19 protein-coding genes are annotated in these 15010 nt (G+C 53.3%); 4 read left to right on the top strand and 15 right to left on the bottom strand.

From position 1 onward, the window contains the following. Nucleotides 1-14 precede the first annotated feature (14 nt). The 5 genes from ACTQY1_RS07405 to ACTQY1_RS07385 are packed head-to-tail and all read right to left on the bottom strand — an operon-like array spanning nucleotide 15 to nucleotide 3748. On the bottom strand, nucleotides 15-533 hold the full coding sequence (locus tag ACTQY1_RS07405) for a YopX family protein (protein WP_441373963.1): 519 nt from the start codon (nucleotides 531-533) through the stop codon (nucleotides 15-17). After that, nucleotides 523-1893 (bottom strand): replicative DNA helicase, encoded by a 1371-nt coding sequence (gene dnaB, locus ACTQY1_RS07400; RefSeq protein ID WP_441373962.1) that lies wholly within the window; start codon nucleotides 1891-1893, stop codon nucleotides 523-525. Before dnaB ends, ACTQY1_RS07405 begins: the two co-directional genes overlap by 11 nt. A gap of 25 nt (nucleotides 1894-1918) precedes the next feature. Next, nucleotides 1919-2362 carry a single-stranded DNA-binding protein gene (locus tag ACTQY1_RS07395; protein WP_441373961.1) on the bottom strand — a complete coding sequence of 148 codons (444 nt, stop codon included), beginning with the start codon at nucleotides 2360-2362 and terminating at the stop codon, nucleotides 1919-1921. Beyond that, nucleotides 2359-2874 carry a hypothetical protein gene (locus ACTQY1_RS07390; RefSeq protein ID WP_441373960.1) on the bottom strand — a complete coding sequence of 172 codons (516 nt, stop codon included), beginning with the start codon at nucleotides 2872-2874 and terminating at the stop codon, nucleotides 2359-2361. Before ACTQY1_RS07390 ends, ACTQY1_RS07395 begins: the two co-directional genes overlap by 4 nt. 13 nt (nucleotides 2875-2887) lie before the next feature. Further along, nucleotides 2888-3748 carry a DnaD domain protein gene (locus ACTQY1_RS07385; RefSeq protein ID WP_441373959.1) on the bottom strand — a complete coding sequence of 287 codons (861 nt, stop codon included), beginning with the start codon at nucleotides 3746-3748 and terminating at the stop codon, nucleotides 2888-2890. 82 nt (nucleotides 3749-3830) lie between these two features. On the opposite strand from ACTQY1_RS07385, the gene ACTQY1_RS07380 reads away from it, so the two are divergent. Continuing rightward, nucleotides 3831-4016 carry a hypothetical protein gene (locus tag ACTQY1_RS07380; RefSeq protein WP_441373958.1) on the top strand — a complete coding sequence of 62 codons (186 nt, stop codon included), beginning with the start codon at nucleotides 3831-3833 and terminating at the stop codon, nucleotides 4014-4016. Between the two features lie 165 nt (nucleotides 4017-4181). Here ACTQY1_RS07380 and ACTQY1_RS07375 read toward each other — a convergent pair whose 3' ends face one another. Together ACTQY1_RS07375 and ACTQY1_RS07370 are read right to left on the bottom strand one after the other, a co-directional pair. Continuing rightward, the gene (locus tag ACTQY1_RS07375) at nucleotides 4182-4499 is read right to left on the bottom strand and encodes a helix-turn-helix domain-containing protein (protein ID WP_441373957.1); all 318 of its coding nucleotides are present in this window, start codon (nucleotides 4497-4499) and stop codon (nucleotides 4182-4184) included. A gap of 106 nt (nucleotides 4500-4605) precedes the next feature. Next, nucleotides 4606-4791 (bottom strand): helix-turn-helix transcriptional regulator, encoded by a 186-nt coding sequence (locus tag ACTQY1_RS07370; protein ID WP_441373956.1) that lies wholly within the window; start codon nucleotides 4789-4791, stop codon nucleotides 4606-4608. A 146-nt stretch (nucleotides 4792-4937) separates the two neighbouring features. Here ACTQY1_RS07370 and ACTQY1_RS07365 point away from each other — a divergent pair, with 146 nt between their 5' ends. Genes ACTQY1_RS07365 through ACTQY1_RS07355 form a run of 3 tightly spaced genes read left to right on the top strand, consistent with a single transcriptional unit; the run spans nucleotide 4938 to nucleotide 7154 of the window. Then, nucleotides 4938-5495 (top strand): helix-turn-helix domain-containing protein, encoded by a 558-nt coding sequence (locus ACTQY1_RS07365; protein WP_441373955.1) that lies wholly within the window; start codon nucleotides 4938-4940, stop codon nucleotides 5493-5495. A gap of 14 nt (nucleotides 5496-5509) precedes the next feature. Continuing rightward, nucleotides 5510-5944 (top strand): ImmA/IrrE family metallo-endopeptidase, encoded by a 435-nt coding sequence (locus ACTQY1_RS07360; protein ID WP_441373954.1) that lies wholly within the window; start codon nucleotides 5510-5512, stop codon nucleotides 5942-5944. A 4-nt stretch (nucleotides 5945-5948) separates the two neighbouring features. Next, nucleotides 5949-7154, top strand: a complete 1206-nt coding sequence (locus ACTQY1_RS07355) for a tyrosine-type recombinase/integrase (RefSeq protein ID WP_441373953.1) — start codon at nucleotides 5949-5951, stop codon at nucleotides 7152-7154. 163 nt (nucleotides 7155-7317) lie between these two features. Here the strand turns inward: ACTQY1_RS07355 and groL are convergent, their stop codons facing one another. The 8 genes from groL to metG form a co-directional block, all read right to left on the bottom strand. Next, nucleotides 7318-8949: a chaperonin GroEL gene (gene groL / locus ACTQY1_RS07350; RefSeq protein ID WP_279127476.1), complete on the bottom strand. Its 1632-nt coding sequence runs from the start codon at nucleotides 8947-8949 to the stop codon at nucleotides 7318-7320. Nucleotides 8950-9022: 73 nt separating this feature from the next. Next, nucleotides 9023-9313, bottom strand: coding sequence for a co-chaperone GroES (groES, locus tag ACTQY1_RS07345; RefSeq protein ID WP_022487044.1), 291 nt, complete (start codon nucleotides 9311-9313; stop codon nucleotides 9023-9025). A 125-nt stretch (nucleotides 9314-9438) separates the two neighbouring features. Further along, nucleotides 9439-9699 carry a cysteine-rich small domain-containing protein gene (locus ACTQY1_RS07340; protein ID WP_022487045.1) on the bottom strand — a complete coding sequence of 87 codons (261 nt, stop codon included), beginning with the start codon at nucleotides 9697-9699 and terminating at the stop codon, nucleotides 9439-9441. After that, the gene (gene rsmA / locus ACTQY1_RS07335) at nucleotides 9696-10550 is read right to left on the bottom strand and encodes a 16S rRNA (adenine(1518)-N(6)/adenine(1519)-N(6))-dimethyltransferase RsmA (protein ID WP_441373952.1); all 855 of its coding nucleotides are present in this window, start codon (nucleotides 10548-10550) and stop codon (nucleotides 9696-9698) included. The genes ACTQY1_RS07340 and rsmA overlap by 4 nt, the downstream gene beginning before the upstream one ends. A 1-nt stretch (nucleotide 10551) precedes the next feature. After that, the gene (rnmV, locus tag ACTQY1_RS07330) at nucleotides 10552-11097 is read right to left on the bottom strand and encodes a ribonuclease M5 (protein WP_022487047.1); all 546 of its coding nucleotides are present in this window, start codon (nucleotides 11095-11097) and stop codon (nucleotides 10552-10554) included. A gap of 16 nt (nucleotides 11098-11113) precedes the next feature. Further along, entirely contained in the window at nucleotides 11114-12103 is a 990-nt protein-coding gene (locus ACTQY1_RS07325) for a G5 domain-containing protein (RefSeq protein WP_022487048.1), read from the bottom strand. Nucleotides 12104-12238: 135 nt separating this feature from the next. After that, complete coding sequence (locus ACTQY1_RS07320) at nucleotides 12239-13024, bottom strand: TatD family hydrolase (protein ID WP_022487049.1); 786 nt, start codon at nucleotides 13022-13024, stop codon at nucleotides 12239-12241. A gap of 1 nt (nucleotide 13025) precedes the next feature. Then, nucleotides 13026-14978: a methionine--tRNA ligase gene (metG, locus tag ACTQY1_RS07315; protein ID WP_154487346.1), complete on the bottom strand. Its 1953-nt coding sequence runs from the start codon at nucleotides 14976-14978 to the stop codon at nucleotides 13026-13028. Nucleotides 14979-15010 lie beyond the last annotated feature (32 nt).

Genomic DNA, 15010 nt, shown 5'->3' with positions numbered 1-15010 from the left:
CTCCTTTGGTTGTCTCATCCCATGATCCGGAGCTTGGTTTCCGGTACATTTTGGCCAATCATCAGGTCATACAGTTTTGGTGTATTTATTTTATTTCCTTGGATGTAGATGCCTCTTCCGGTGATCAGTTCTTCTTCGAACCCATTTTCATCCCGTTTTTCTTTGATTGCTACCATTTCATAAGACTGGTAATATACCTGGAAACTTTCGCTTACTGGATCCCATTGTACGATACCAAGATAGGTCTCGTTTCTTTTGTTCCGCTTTGCCAGGATATCTCCTTCATAGATGATCCGGTTCCTCTGGTCCCTGATCCCGGTGCATCTGCCCAATGTAGTCGGGTCAGGGATATAGATCAGTCCGCCCCCTTTGTCCGGTTCCAGATAGAAATGGCTGTAACTGGTGAAGTCCGGATACAAGGTCCTGTTCGCTGCTGTATACAGCGACCCTTTCTTCAGTCCTCTCTGGAACAGCTGGCCATACTGCCATTGCTCTCCGTCCCAGCCTCTCCATCCCAGTTGTTCATTGTCCATGATCCGCATCTTCTTGGCTCCTCTCTTTGCAATCCAGATTGTAGAATTTCGTGATGTCCTTCCGGAAGAACAGGTTCGCTGTACCGGTAGGGCCGTTCCGTTGTTTCTGCACGATGATTTCGGCGATGTTCTTCTTCTCGGAGTCCGGATAGTAGTAATCGTCCCGGTAGATGAAGGAGATTACATCGGCATCCTGTTCCAGTGCCCCGGAATCCCGGAGATCGCTCAATGTGGGTCGTTTGTTCGTCCTCATCTCCAGCGACCGGGACAGCTGGGACAGGGCCAGCACCGGTACATCCAGTTCCCGGGCCATCATCTTGATGGACCGGGAGATTTCCCCGATTTCCAGGAAGCGGTTCTGGTTCCTCGGATTCTCCCCTTGGATTAGCTGGAGATAGTCGATGATGATAAGGTCCAGTCCATGGGCCTTCTTCCATTTTTTCGCTGTCTCCTTCATCTCGCCCACGGTGATTCCGGCCCGGTCATCGATCAGGATTTTTTTGTCCCGGAAGCCGTCCGCCGTGTTGATTATCTTCTGGAGCTCCGTCCCTTCCATCCTGCCATTCCTCAGCTTGACGGAATCGATCCCCGTCTGGCTGCTCAGGAGCCGCTGGACCAGTTGTTCCTTGCTCATTTCCAGGGAGAAACAGGCCACGGATCCGTCTTTCCGGATGGCCACGTTCTCCAGGATGTTCAGGGCGAAGGAGGTCTTCCCCATGCTGGGCCGGGCAGCCAGGATGATGAAATCCGATGGCTGGAGGCCGCTGGTCAGTTCATCGAAATCCTTGAAGCCCGTGGCAAGGCCGGTGAAAGGATTGTCTGCATCGAACTTCTGGCAGATACTGTCCAGGGTCCGGTCGGTGATGGTCCCGATCCCTTCCAGGGCCGTCTCCGTCCGGCCATTGGCAATCTCCCCGATGGTCTCTTCGGCTTTGGTCAGGGTCTCCCGGATGTCTTCCGTCTCCCGGCAGCTCTTCCGGGCGATTTCCTGACAGGCCTTTATGGTCCGTCTCCGGAGTGCCATCTCTGCTACGATCCCGGCATGGTGTTCCACCATGGCCGATGTGGGGATCAGGTTCTCCAGCACGGTCAGTTCCTTGATCCCGCCGATCTTGTCCAGCTGATCTCTTTCCCGGAGCAGCTTGGCCAGGCTGACGGCATCCGGTTGCAGGTCCTGTTTGTACAGGTCCACGATGGCACTGAAGATGATCTGGTCATCAGGCCGGTAGAAATCTTCCGGTTTGAGCCGGGCCATGGCTTTCTCGATGGCTCCTCTGTCCAGCAGCATGGCCCCCAGTACGCTCTGTTCGGCTGCTATGTCCTGTGGAAGCATCTGTCTCATCTGGTTCTGTCTCTTCATGCTTCTTCCTTCTCCTCTTCTTTCTTCAAAGCGGGATATCTTCGTCGAAGAGCAGGGAATCTTCTCCCATCATAGTCTCTCCATACTGTCCGAACCCCTCTGTCGCTTCCAAATCTTCGTTCTGAGCGTCTTTTTCCCGTTTCCAGGTAAAATGTACCTGCTGTACTACAATGTTGTTCCTGTACTGTTTTTCACCGTTCTCATCGGTGTAATTGTTGTTCCTCATCTCTCCCCGGACAAGGACCTCGTCCCCTTTGCCCACATGGTTCCCGATCAGTTCTGCGATACGGCCCCAGGCCACACACATGAAGAAGTCCGTAGGGTACTTCCCCTCCTCATCTTTCCGGACCCGTTTCACGGCGATGCGGAACTGGGCCATGGCGGTCTGTTCCCCATTCCCTTCGGTCACTTTGATTTCCGGGTCATTGACCATCCGTCCGTACATGGTCACACAGTTGTTGATGCTCATCTCATCGTCTCCTTTTCTGGCAGTTCTTTGGTCTTTTTTCCTTCGATCTGTCTTCTCTTCTGTTCTTTCGCTGTCTGCATCCACAGGGTACAGAATTCTTTCCTGTTGCTCTCCGTGTCCGATTCCGTCTGCATGACCAGCTTCGGCCACCCCATAGCCCGGATGGTCTGTGCTGTAATCGGGTTCTTGAAGGCCGGTGTCTCGTTCCAGGGGCATCTCCGGATGGTCCTGTAGACCTCCATCCATTCCTTCTGGCATTGTTCGCTGGCCAGCTGGATGTGCTGGCTCTTCCGGACTACTTTCACAGCTTCCTCCCGGATTTCAGCCACGGTGGGAGGGAACGTCTTGGTCTTGACGGTTTTCGCCACGCTGGCCTTCAGGACAGGGAGCGGGATGTCATTCAGCATCCCGGGATAGGCCTTGACCTGTGCATCGGTGAAACCGGGATAGTACAGTTTCAGCGATGCGATGACGGCTGTGATCTGTTCCAGCCAGTTCTGTTGTTGCTCCATCTTGGTTCTCCTTTCATTTGCAGGATTCAAGGAATCCTTCCGTGTCCCCTTCTTCCAGGCCGCTTGTCTTCAGGCTCTGTAGGGCCGGATTGTAGATCTGCTGGCGGATATCTTCCACCGTCCTTGCCTTCCGGTCTTTCCGGTTCTTCCAGGTGAGCAGGATTTTTTTCACATACTCGATGCTTCCAGCTCCGTTCCCGTAGGCCACGTCGATGGCATCCAGGACCTTGTCGGCCCCGTATCCCTCTACCAGCATATAGAGTTTCCCGGCAGTCATCTGGTTCACTGGACCGACCTTTCTCTTGTATGTCTCGATGATGGCTTCCAGTATATTTTCTGTCACTGTTCTTTCTCTTGCCCCATCCACTTCTTGGAGGGGGGTCTCTCTCTCTTTTTTCTCCCCTTCTTCCATTCTTCCGTCAGGAAGGTCTAGAGAGAGATTCTTCCTTGTTCTTTTCGTATTTTGTTCTTCTTTATTTTGTTTTTTCTTACTTATTATATTCTTATTTATTTGTGGCGGTTGTACCGACGACGATTTTTCGGTTGACGGAAATTCGGTCAACGGAAATACAGCCGACGGGAAATCCGCTGATAAACCGTCATTTCCGTAGGAATCTCCGTCAGCTGGAAATCCGCCGACGGAATCTGCTCCGACGGTGGCTTTTTCCGTCGTACCCCCGTAATATCCATCCATGAGATCTTCGTCTCGGATTGGCTGGTCGGAGATCAGCCAATCGTTCTCTCCGAACCTTCCTCCTTCTCTTTTCTGGAGCCGTCTCAGGTAGCCCATCCTCTCCAGATTATTCAGGGATTTCCGGAGTGCATCCCTTTTATCCAGGGCGTCATCGCCTCCCAGGACTTTCTGGAGCCCCATGATGGAGAAATTCCAGTCTTCTGGAAGATGATAGATGAATTGGAGGAGCCCACGGTCCCGGAGGGACAGCCGGTTGTCTTCGATGGCACTGTTGGCCATCGTAGTGAATCCGCTTCTCTTGATTTTCTTCAGTTTTGCCATATTTTCCGCCTCTCTGTCAGAACAAGGATTGCGTGATGATGGACATGTTCGTCCCAGGGATTTTGATTTCCTGTTCTTTTTTCTTCAGTCTCTTGGGTTCTTTTTCTCCCCTGATCCGGAACGCTGATTTGCAATGCGGACAGATTACAGTACATCCACCATGTCTTATCCCTTTTCCCACGTCCCGGAAAAGTTCTCTCTGGCATCTCGGACAAATGATCATCTTCCTTCCCCTTTCTTCATCTCTATATATATGCTCATACGTATCTACATGAACATATATATATTGAAGTTACATGACTTTGAGTTCTGGATATCTTTCCCCTCCTCCTTCCATCCATCTCATGAATTCAGCACGTGTCACCCTTTTCTGTCCTCCCACCTGGAATGTTTGGAGGTTCTTGCTGTTCATGACCTGCCTGGCATGGTAGTAGCTGACCCCCATGTATTTGGCCACATCGTTGGTGGAGAGAACTGGCGGCAGCTCATCCAGCATGGCCTTTCGGTCGGCCAGGGCTTTCTCCAGCTTTCTGATTCGGTTATTCTGCTCTTCATACTTCTCAGCCATCTCCTGTAACAGCCGGGACATATCCTCGAAGGGGTTTTCCATGGCGTCCACCTCCTTTTCATTGTTTGATATAAGAATGGGTCCAGTTTGTTATGTTCTGCATACATATCTATATCTCTATATAGATATGTAACTTTAAGTAACTTATTCATGCATAAAAAATGGTCCAGTCAAAATTCAGAATCTTGGCGATTCTTTTAGCGACTTTGGGACTAGGTTTTTTTTTCCCATTTTCAATCATGGTGTAATAAGATCTGGAAATACCTGCTTTTTGTGCCAAATCATATTGTCTCATGTTTTTATCTTCTCTAAGTTGTTTCAAGTTATTTATCATTCCATCAGCCTCCTTTTTGTTACTTTAAGTCACAAACATATTATAAGTTACTTTAGGTAACGTGTCAATACCCTTATTTTGTTTCAAGAATCTACTTGTTTTTGACGTAACTAAAGGTAACATATATGTAGGAAGGAGGTGTTCCCATGTCGTCTCTTGGCCAAAAATTAAAAGAATTACGGATAAATAGCGGGAAAACTCAGGAAGATATGAGTAAATTGCTCCATTTGAGCAGAGTTTCTTATACTCAATACGAAAATGATAAACGGATTCCTACCTTGGAAACGATGAAACGATTATCTGAAATTTTTAATGTTTCAACTGATTATCTCTTGGGAAAAAGTTCTACTGGTTCTCGTTTGAAGGCCTTACGGTTAGAGAAGGGCCTTTCCCAACAGGAAGTTGCCGATGTGCTCCATATCAATCGTTCTGCATATGCATCCTGGGAAAATGATACCAATAAGCCCATCCGGAAGCTGGATGAACTTTCAGATTTTTTCCATGTCTCATCTGATTATCTTCTTTGTTTGACTGACAAGCCAGATCAAAAGAGAGTACCTCCTGAACCCTTGGATTTGAAAAAGCTCCTCAAAGGGACCGAGGTTTTATATGATGGTGCCACTCAACCGATGAATGATGTGAAGAGGAAGATGATTGCCATGATTATCCAATCTGAATTAGGAGAAAAAACGCCTGACAAATGAAGAGGATGTACCCTTTGGTCCTGGATATCGTGAAGCATTTCCAGACCAATGATCCCAATGAAATCTGTGAGATGATGGGGATCCGGGTCCGCCGCCAGCATCTGTTGGATGGCCGGGGGTTCTATATCAAGAATCCTTGGCTGAGGATCATCGTGCTGGATGACCGGTTGAGCCTCAATATGGCTGATATCGTGCTGGCCCATGAATTGGGCCATATATTTTTGCATCATTCAGGAGAAAGGCTTTATTTTTATGACACAGCGAATAATCCGGATTATCGCAGGAAAGAGTACGAAGCGAACAAATTCGCTTTCCTGCTCATCGCCCATACGTGTCTGAGGAACAGCCCATTGATGATCGATTCCATCCGGAATGAAAAGAAACTGTCTTTCGAAGAGCTCCTCGCTCTTCTGGCACAGTTCGAGAAAGTCCAGTGTTACAGCAGGTGATAGAATGGAAATAATTAAGTCTTCCGGTTCCTGGGGGTTCCGGGTCGATGTAGGGATAGACCCGGCTTCCGGAAAAAGGAAAAGGATTTCGAAGTTCGGGTTCCGGCTGAAACGGGATGCCCAGGAAGCCGGAGTCAAATTCCTGAAGGAATTCCAGGAAAAAGGATATACTCCTGATAGGAATATCCTGTTCAAGGATTTTGTCAAAGAGTGGCTGGAGCTTTATGCTCTGCTCGTAAAGCCCTCTTCTGTCCGGGTCCGGGAAAAGAGTATAAACATCGCCCTCCCTTATTTCGCCATGCTGCCTCTCTTCAATATCACGAAACGCACTTATCAGTCAGCCATTGCTGATATCAGCAAGAGATATGCTGTCGGGACGGTCCGGTTAGTCCATACCACCTGTCGTATGATTTTCAAAAAGGCGAAAGAGCTGGAAATCATCTATCAGGACCCATCGGAATTCACCACGATTCCTCGGCCTCCCCGGCGGATCACTGATCCGGATATGGAAATCCCCAAGTATCTCGAAAAAGAAGATCTTTGGCGATTCCTGGAAGCCTGCAAGGGATATACAGGCTGGCCCATCTATGAATTCTGTTTCCTCTTGGCTTTCACCGGTCTCCGTGTCGGCGAAGCCATTGCCCTGACCTGGGACGATATCGATCTGGAAGCCGGTTCCCTGAAAGTCGTGAAGACCATCTACAATCCCAACAACAGTTCCCGTGAATATGCCTTCACCTCTCCAAAGACGGTCCGTTCTACCCGGGTCATATCCATTCCAGATGAACTCTGTACGGTCCTGAAGGAATACCGGAAAAGATATCTGAAATGGCGGTTCAGCTATGGCCCGGCGTGGCACCTCCCGGCCCAGTACCACCAGGGTATTGTCTTCCCGGCACTAAGGAATCCGGGGTATCCGACCACCCAACGATTCATCCAGATGAATATAGACCGTATACAGAAGTCCATGGACCCTCCCCTTCCCATTCGTATCCATCCCCATCTCTTCCGTCATACTCATGCTTCCCTCCTTGTAGAAGCTGGAGCATCTCTGGAACAGATTATGGACCGGCTGGGCCATGCTGATGATTCGACCACGAAGCTCATCTATCTGCACATCACAAGGACCCTGAAACTGGAAGCCGCCCAAAAGTTTTCTATACTGATGAAGAAAGCAAAAGACGGCATAGATTCTCATGGAAAAGCATAAAGATACATATAGAAAATTCCCTCCCAGAAGCAGCCTTGTTCAGCAAGGTCCGGGAGGGAATTTTTTTGAGATTTCTTGCCCAATTTTTTGCCCAATTTGGGCCATTTTTAGGCATAGAAAATCCGCATAGAGCTAGGTTCTATGCGGATTTTTTGATTTCGTATTACATCATCCCGGGCATGCCGCCGCCCATGGCAGGGGCTGCTGCGGCGCCTTTTTCAGCCGGTTTGTCGGCTACTACGGCTTCCGTGGTCAGGATCATGGAAGCGATGGAAGCGGCGTTCTGGAGAGCACTGCGGGTTACTTTGCAGGGATCCACGATACCGGCTTTGATCATATCCACATATTCTTCGGTGGCAGCGTTGAAGCCGGTGCCTTTGGCAGCCTTCTTCACAGCTTCCACGATGACGGCGCCTTCCAGGCCGGCGTTGTTGGCGATTTGCCGTACCGGTGCTTCAATGGCCCGTCTTACAATATCGATACCGGTCTTTTCATCACCGTCAGCCTTGGCTTCCAGTTCGTCCAGAACCGGCTGTACCTGCAGCAGAGCGGTGCCGCCGCCGGCCACAATGCCTTCAGCCACAGCAGCACGGGTGGCGTTCAGGGCATCTTCGATACGGAGTTTCTTGTCTTTCAGTTCGGTTTCGGTAGCAGCACCAACCTTGATCACGGCTACGCCGCCGGACAGTTTGGCCAGGCGTTCCTGGAGTTTTTCTTTGTCGAACTGGGAGGTGGTGGCAGGGATCTGAGCCTTGATGGAGGCGATCCGGTCAGCCACAGCCTGTTTGTCACCGCCGCCGTCAACGATGGTGGTCATGTCCTTGGTTACCCGTACCTGACCGGCAGTACCCAGGTCAGCCAGGGTAGCGCTGTCCAGTTTCCGGCCCACTTCTTCACTGATCACCGTAGCACCGGTGAGGGTGGCGATATCCTGGAGCATGGCCTTCCGGCGGTCACCGAAGCCAGGAGCCTTTACAGCCACAGCCTTGAAGGTGCCACGCAGACGGTTCACAACCAGGGTAGCCAGGGCTTCCCCTTCCACGTCTTCAGCAATGATCAGCAGTTCACGGCCCTGTTGTACAACCTTTTCCAGGACAGGCATAATGTCGTTGATCAGGGTGATCTTCCGGTCCGTAATGAATACGTACGGGTTGCTCATAACGGCTTCCATCTTGTCAGGATCCGTTACCATGTAGGGGGAGATGTACCCACGGTCGAACTGCATGCCTTTTACGGTTTCCAGGGAGGTGTCCATGGTCTTGGATTCTTCCACGGTGATTACGCCGTCGTTGCCCACTTTTTCCATGGCATCGGCGATCAGCCCGCCGATTTCTTCATCACCGGCGGAAATGGAGGCAACCTGTGCCTTTTCTTCCTTGGTGCTGACAGCCTTGGCGCTCTTCTTCAGTTCGTCAACCAGGGCATCGGTGGCTTTCTTGATCCCTTTCTTCAGGACCATGGGGTTGGCACCGGCCACCACGTTCTTCATCCCTTCATGGACGATGGACTGGGCCAGCACCGTAGCAGTGGTGGTACCGTCGCCGGCGATGTCGTTGGTCTTGGTGGCCACTTCACGGACCAGGGCGGCGCCCATGTTTTCAAACGGATCTTCCAGTTCAATATCCTTGGCAATGGTTACCCCATCGTTGGTGATGGTGGGAGAACCGAATTTCTTTTCCAGTACAACGTTCCGGCCTTTGGGCCCCAGGGTTACCTTTACGGCATCAGCCAGGGCATTGACACCCCGTTCCAGGCCACGGCGGGCATCTTCATCAAATTTAATCAGTTTAGCCATATTGATCGACTCCTTAATTCCAGATAATGTACGGTTTGGTATTTTCTACCAGATACGGGACGGAGGAAAGCTTTCAGTCTTCCACAACCGCCAGGATATCGCTGTCTCTCAGGATGATGTAGTCTTTCCCGTCCAGGGTTACATCACTGCCGGAGTATTTGGCGAATACCACCACATCCCCTGCCTTCACTTCGGAAGGGACCCGGGTGCCGTTTTCCAGGAGACGGCCGGTGCCTACGGCAACCACTTTGCCGGTCTGGGGTTTGTCTTTGTGAGCAGTATCCGGCAGGTAAATGCCGCTGCTGGTTTTTTCTTCTTGTACAATGGGTTCAACTACAACATGATCATCCAAAGGTTTTAACATCTTACGTATCCCCTTTCATTCTATGAGCAATGGGTTGTTTGCATTTTTTATTAGCACTCATTTCACTGGAGTGCTAACTACAGTATCTATAATAGCATGTTTCCAAAAAAAATCAAGCCCTTTGACTATTTTTTGTCAAAAGGCTTGAAAACTTTTTTCTCCAGGGTCCGGACCACCTGGTCGTACCGGTCCGGGTCGTGGGGCAAAAGGCAGCGGCTGCAGTCTTTGTTCCCATCTCCCAGCCGGGTGAAGTCCCCGCCGCAGTCCGGCACCAGGTACAGGGGGCAGTAGCAGAACAGGCAGTTGAACCGGTCCGGGTCCGCCCCTTTGTGGCAGGGAAAGAATTCGCACTGCCGGTGGGCAAAGAACTTGTACCGGCAGCTCATGGTTCCAACAGCTTCCCGTAGGACCGGGCCAGGCTGCCGAATTCGTCCATGGAAAGGGATTCCCCTCTCCGCTTCCCGTCGATGCCGGCCCCATCCAGCAGTTCCTTCACCTGGTCCGGGGTGATCCCCAGGGTCTTCAGGCAGTTGCTGAGCATTTTCCGCCGCTGGGAAAAGGCCGCCTTCACCACCTTGAAGAACAGCTTCGCCGGAACATCCACCGCCGGGTGCTCCCGTTTGTCGCAGACCACCACCATGGAATCCACCTTGGGGGCGGGCATAAAGTCCCGGGCGGGCACCGGTATGGCCAGCCGGGGCTGGGAATAATACTGGAGAGCCAGGGACAGAGGGCCGTAATCTTTCCCTCCCGGGGCAGCGATCATCCGCTCCGCCACTTCCTTCTGGACCATCACCACCAGCCTCTGAAGGGGCAGATCCTCTTCCAAAAGGGCGAAGATGATGGGGGTGGTGATGTAATAGGGCAGGTTGGCGGCCACAGTAAAGGGCCGGTGCTCCGTCACTTCCCCCAGGTCCACCTTCAGCACGTCCCCGGGGACGATTTCCACATTGTCATACCCTTCCAGGGTTTTGGCCAGGACGGGCAGCAGGGTCCGGTCGATCTCCACGCTTTTCACCTGGGCCCCGGTCTCTGCCAGGGCCTGGGTCAGGGTGCCGATTCCCGGGCCGATTTCCAGCACCAGGTCTCCGGGGCCCACCTGGGCTTCCCGGGCGATCCCCCGGACCACCTGTTCATTGATCAAAAAGTTCTGTCCGAACTTCTTCTTGGCCCGGAGGCCAAAAGTATCGAGGATGTACCGGGTCACGTCCCGGCTGGCGATCACTGGATGCAGCATGTCATTTCCCTTCCCCGTCGATTTCTGCCAGAGCGGCCTGGAATTCCTCCCGGGTCACTCCGTAATTGTTCAGCCGATGGACCATCTGCTTGGCGTTCCCGTAGCCGATGCCCAGGATGGCTCCCAGTCTGTCCCGCCGGGCCACCGCCTCCGGAGACCCTGACAGCCCGGAAACAAACAAGTCCCGAGAGGAAAATTCCTTTCGGGGCTCCATTTCCTGGAAACGGACCTTGGACAGGGCTTTCCGGATGGCCTCCGGTTGGGCCTGTTCAATGCCCACATCATGATGGGCCAGGGCCTCCGCCTTGGGCACAAAAGCCTGTCCGGCTTTGGGGAAGCGCTCCGTCAAGAATTTCCGGATCCGCTCTCCCGCGCCGTCGGGATCGGTCATGATGATGATCCCCCGTTTCCTGTAGGCTGCTTCGATCAGGGCCAGGGTATGGGGCGCCAGGGTGAATCCCCCGGTCTCGATGGTCTCAGCATCCACTGCCTTCTTCACCGCCACGGTGTCCATCTTGCCTTCTACTACCAGCACTTCTTTCAGCACGATTTTCTCCTGTCTTTTACTCCAAGAAATACACAGTCACATCCCGCCGGCCCCAGGAAATGGCATCGCCATAATCTTCCATGAACAGGTCGATGGTATTGCCGTTGATGGCGCCGCCGCAGTCCGCTGCCACAGCAAAGCCGTAGCCAGGGATGTACATCCGGGTGCCGTAGGGGATCACGTCCGGATCCACGGCCACCACCCCATGATAGGGGACCACGCCGGTGGAGGTGAGCCCTGTGCCGCTGCCTTCTGCCATGGTGTAGGCGGATGCTTCCACCGTCCGGGCAGAGCGGTAACGGACGAAACCACGGGAGGTTTCGATCATATTCAGGTTGTTCCCCGTACCCACTTCCACGATTTCAGGAACCGGTTCCGAGAGCACTTCCCGGTTCAGCTCCTGTCTTACGGTTTCGCTGCCCACCTTGATTTCCCGGTAGGTGACCTTTTCCTGCCCGTTTTGGCCGGGGGAGATCACATTCTGCCGGCCCCGGGGCAGGTTGTCATTGTTCCGCATCTCCACTTCATAGGGGATGTCCCGGGTTTCGGTGGTCAGTTTATTGGTGGGAGAAATAATGTGGATGGTCATGTCCGGGGTCACTTCCGTGTCCAGTCCCGGATAGACCTGGAATCCTTTGTAATCCACTCCCACGGCATTCAATACGTCTCGCACGGTTTTGCGTCCGATGGTGTATTCGGTGGTTCTTCCTGCTTTCCAAACTTTCACGGGCATGGCCCGGGTCACTTCGATGGTAGCTCCATCATTGAGTTTTTCCTCTTCGCCGACCAGTTCATATCCGTCGGCTTTCTGAAGAACAACACCGGCTTCTTCCAGGGCTCCCTGAACGGTCAGGGCTCTGGTCTGCAGGGTTATGGTCTGTCCGTCCACTTTGATGCTCACGGTTTTGGGCTGGGCCGCAAAGCCCACCAGGTTCACGCTGGCAGCCAGCAGCAGGCAGACAACAATCCACTTGTAGGGACGCTTAAAAGGTTGTGATTTTCGCAAAGTTTCGCCTCCTTAAAGTGCTTGCATCATACCATAAGGAGGCGATTCCTGTCAAAATTAAATTAGTACCAGGTGCTAAAATTATACACTCTAGCAGGTGTAATTTGTGACGTTTTTGTAGACTGTACAGCTGTTTTACTGGTTTGTGAGACGGAAAAACAGCTTTTTCGCATTATTTGTTGAACTTTCCATGATTTTTTCCGGTGTGGTCCCCCGGAGTTCCGCCGCCCGCTCTGCCACAATGGCGGTGTACAGAGGGTTGTTCCGCTTTCCCCGGTAGGGCACAGGGGCCATGTAGGGGGAATCGGTCTCGAACAGGATCCGGTCTTCCGGCACCCGGGCCAGGATGGATCTTACCCCCCGGTCGTTCTTGAAGGTGCTGGTGCCCCCGAACCCCAGGTACCAGCCCAGGGCCAGGGCCTCTTCCGCCATGGCCCAGTCCCCGGAAAAGCAGTGGAGCACCCCCCGGACGCCTTTGCCTTCTTCCCGGATGATCCGGAGCACGTCCTCATGGGAATCCCGGTCGTGGATGATCACCGGCAGGCCGGTTTTCCGGGCCAGGTCCAGCTGGCGGATCAGAAATTCCTGCTGCAGGCCGTGGGGGGAATGTTCATCGTTGTAGTAATCCAGACCGATCTCCCCGATGGCCACCACCCGGGGATCGGCGCACCAGGCTTCGATCTGTTTCAGGTCCTCCAGGCTGCTGTGGCTGATCTCTTCCGGATGGATCCCCACTGCCGCCCACACAAAGGGGTACTGGTGGGCCAGGGCAAGGGCCGTTTGGGAGCTGGGAATGTCACAGCCGGGATCAATGATCCCGGCCATGGTCTCTCCGATGGAACGGAGCAGCTCTTCCCTGTCTTCGTCAAAATCCTCCACGTCCACATGGGCGTGGGTATCGAACAAAGGAAGCTTATGCATGTTATTTCACCTTGCTGCCGGAGGCGATCCCCGGCACTTCCGCCAGTTTCAGGTTCCCCTGGCCGTCAGACGCGGCCAGCAGCATCCCCCGGGATTCCACGCCACGGAGTTTGGCCGGCTTCAGGTTGGCGATGACGATCACGTTCTTGCCCGTCAGTTCTTCTTCCTTGTAATAGGGAGCGATGCCGGAAACGATGGTCCGGACTTCGTCCCCCACCTTCACTGCGATCTTCAGCAGCTTGTCCGCGTTGGGCATTTTTTCCGCTTTCTGGATGGTGCCCACCCGCAGGTCCAGTTTGCCGAAGTCTTCGATGGTGCACTGGTCCGGGGTCACGACCCCTTCAGCCTTTTTCTCCGCCTTCTTGTCCTTTTTGGCCGGTTTGGCTTCCTTTTTGGGTTCCGGAGCCTTGTCTTCTTCCTCTTCTTCGATCCGGGGGAAGATGGGCTGGCCCTTGGCCACCTTGGTGCCGTCAGGGAAGTTGCCCCAGGCCACGTCGTTCAGGTCGAACTGTTCCGGAGTCTCCAGGCCCAGCTGGGCGAAGATCTTGGGTGCGGTGAAGGGCATCATGGAGGAGATCAGGATGGCGATGTTCCGGACCGCGTCTGCCAGGTTGTACATCACCGCTTCCAGCCGTTTGGCCTGGGCGGGATCCTTGGCCAGGATCCAGGGGGTGGTTTCGTCGATGTACTTGTTGGCGGCCCCCACATAGGCCCAGATGGCCTTGATCCCGTCGTTGAGGGCGTATCTGTCCATGGCGGCCCGGTAGTTCTTCAGGGTTTCGGCGGCCAGGCTGCGGAACTTCTCATCGGTTTCGCTGTCCACCACGGTCTTGTGGACGATGCCCCCGTGGTATTTGTCAATCATGGAAACGGTCCGGTACTGGAGGTTCCCCAGGTCGTTGGCCAGGTCGGAGTTGAACCGTTTGATCAGGCCCTTCCGGGAATAGTTCCCGTCGCTGCCCAAGTTGATTTCCCGGAGCAGGAAATACCGGACGGCGTCAGCGCCGAATTCTTTGATGGGCTGCACCGGATCCACCACATTGCCCTTGGACTTGGACATTTTGTCCCCGTCTACCACCAGCCAGCCGTGGCCGTACACTTCCTTGGGCAGGTCGAAGCCCATGGCCATCAGCATGGCCGGCCAGATAATGGTATGGAACCGGACGATTTCCTTCCCCACCAGGTGGAGGTCCGCCGGCCAGAACCGGTTGAATTTGTCCATGTCCTGACCGAAACCGATGCCGGTGAAGTAGGCCAGCAGGGCGTCGAACCACACGTACACCACATGTTTGGGGTCAAAGGGCACCTGGATGCCCCAGTCGAAGCTGCTCCGGCTGATGCACAGGTCTTCCAGTCCCTGTTTGATGAAGTTGATCATTTCGTTCCGGCGGGAAACAGGCTGGATGAAATCCGGATGGGTCTCGATGTATTCCAGGATCCGGTCCGCATATTTGGACATCCGGAAGAAATAGCTGGATTCCTTCATCTTTTCCACAGGACGGCCGCAGTCCGGGCACACGCCCCCGGCTTCCTCCACCTGGTGTTCGGTCCAGAAAGATTCGCAGGGCACGCAGTACAGGCCTTCGTAGTCTTTTTTGTAGATGTCCCCCTGTTCCCACACCTTCTGGAGCAGGGTCTGGACGGTCTTTTCGTGTTCCGGGCTGGAAGTGCGGACGAAGGAGGTGTAGCTGACCCCCAGCATCTCCCACAGCTTCTTGAAGTCCGCCACGATCTTGTCGGTGTATTCAATGGGCTTTACCCCGAAGGATTCCGCCTTCCGCTGGATCTTCAGCCCGTGTTCGTCACTGCCGGTGATGAACTGGACATCAAAGCCGTTGGCCCGTTTGTACCGGGCGATGGTGTCGGCAATGGTGGTGCAGTAGGCATGTCCAATGTGCAGGTCGGCGCTGGGATAGTAAATGGGCGTCGTAATATAAAAAGCAGGTTTCGTCATGGTCATTCCCCTTTGTCAAATAAAAATAATGC

Origin of the sequence: Acidaminococcus sp. HCP3S3_G9_1 (assembly GCF_052122455.1) — a bacterium.
GTDB lineage: Bacteria > Bacillota > Negativicutes > Acidaminococcales > Acidaminococcaceae > Acidaminococcus.
Note: the sequence above shows the minus strand (reverse complement) of the source record. Positions and strands in the feature narration are given on the sequence as shown.

What these genes read in the sequence shown, in the direction of transcription:
- ACTQY1_RS07405 (WP_441373963.1), bottom strand. Translation starts at nt 533, where the DNA reads ATGGACAATGAACAACTGGGATGGAGAGGCTGGGACGGAGAGCAATGG.
- groL (WP_279127476.1), bottom strand. Translation starts at nt 8,949, where the DNA reads ATGGCTAAACTGATTAAATTTGATGAAGATGCCCGCCGTGGCCTGGAA.
- ACTQY1_RS07355 (WP_441373953.1), top strand. Translation starts at nt 5,949, where the DNA reads ATGGAAATAATTAAGTCTTCCGGTTCCTGGGGGTTCCGGGTCGATGTA.
- ACTQY1_RS07375 (WP_441373957.1), bottom strand. Translation starts at nt 4,499, where the DNA reads ATGGAAAACCCCTTCGAGGATATGTCCCGGCTGTTACAGGAGATGGCT.
- groES (WP_022487044.1), bottom strand. Translation starts at nt 9,313, where the DNA reads ATGTTAAAACCTTTGGATGATCATGTTGTAGTTGAACCCATTGTACAA.
- ACTQY1_RS07370 (WP_441373956.1), bottom strand. Translation starts at nt 4,791, where the DNA reads ATGATAAATAACTTGAAACAACTTAGAGAAGATAAAAACATGAGACAA.
- ACTQY1_RS07320 (WP_022487049.1), bottom strand. Translation starts at nt 13,024, where the DNA reads ATGCATAAGCTTCCTTTGTTCGATACCCACGCCCATGTGGACGTGGAG.
- rsmA (WP_441373952.1), bottom strand. Translation starts at nt 10,550, where the DNA reads ATGCTGCATCCAGTGATCGCCAGCCGGGACGTGACCCGGTACATCCTC.
- ACTQY1_RS07365 (WP_441373955.1), top strand. Translation starts at nt 4,938, where the DNA reads ATGTCGTCTCTTGGCCAAAAATTAAAAGAATTACGGATAAATAGCGGG.
- metG (WP_154487346.1), bottom strand. Translation starts at nt 14,978, where the DNA reads ATGACGAAACCTGCTTTTTATATTACGACGCCCATTTACTATCCCAGC.
- ACTQY1_RS07395 (WP_441373961.1), bottom strand. Translation starts at nt 2,362, where the DNA reads ATGAGCATCAACAACTGTGTGACCATGTACGGACGGATGGTCAATGAC.
- ACTQY1_RS07390 (WP_441373960.1), bottom strand. Translation starts at nt 2,874, where the DNA reads ATGGAGCAACAACAGAACTGGCTGGAACAGATCACAGCCGTCATCGCA.
- ACTQY1_RS07385 (WP_441373959.1), bottom strand. Translation starts at nt 3,748, where the DNA reads ATGGGGCTCCAGAAAGTCCTGGGAGGCGATGACGCCCTGGATAAAAGG.
- ACTQY1_RS07380 (WP_441373958.1), top strand. Translation starts at nt 3,831, where the DNA reads ATGGCACTGTTGGCCATCGTAGTGAATCCGCTTCTCTTGATTTTCTTC.
- ACTQY1_RS07340 (WP_022487045.1), bottom strand. Translation starts at nt 9,699, where the DNA reads ATGAGCTGCCGGTACAAGTTCTTTGCCCACCGGCAGTGCGAATTCTTT.
- dnaB (WP_441373962.1), bottom strand. Translation starts at nt 1,893, where the DNA reads ATGAAGAGACAGAACCAGATGAGACAGATGCTTCCACAGGACATAGCA.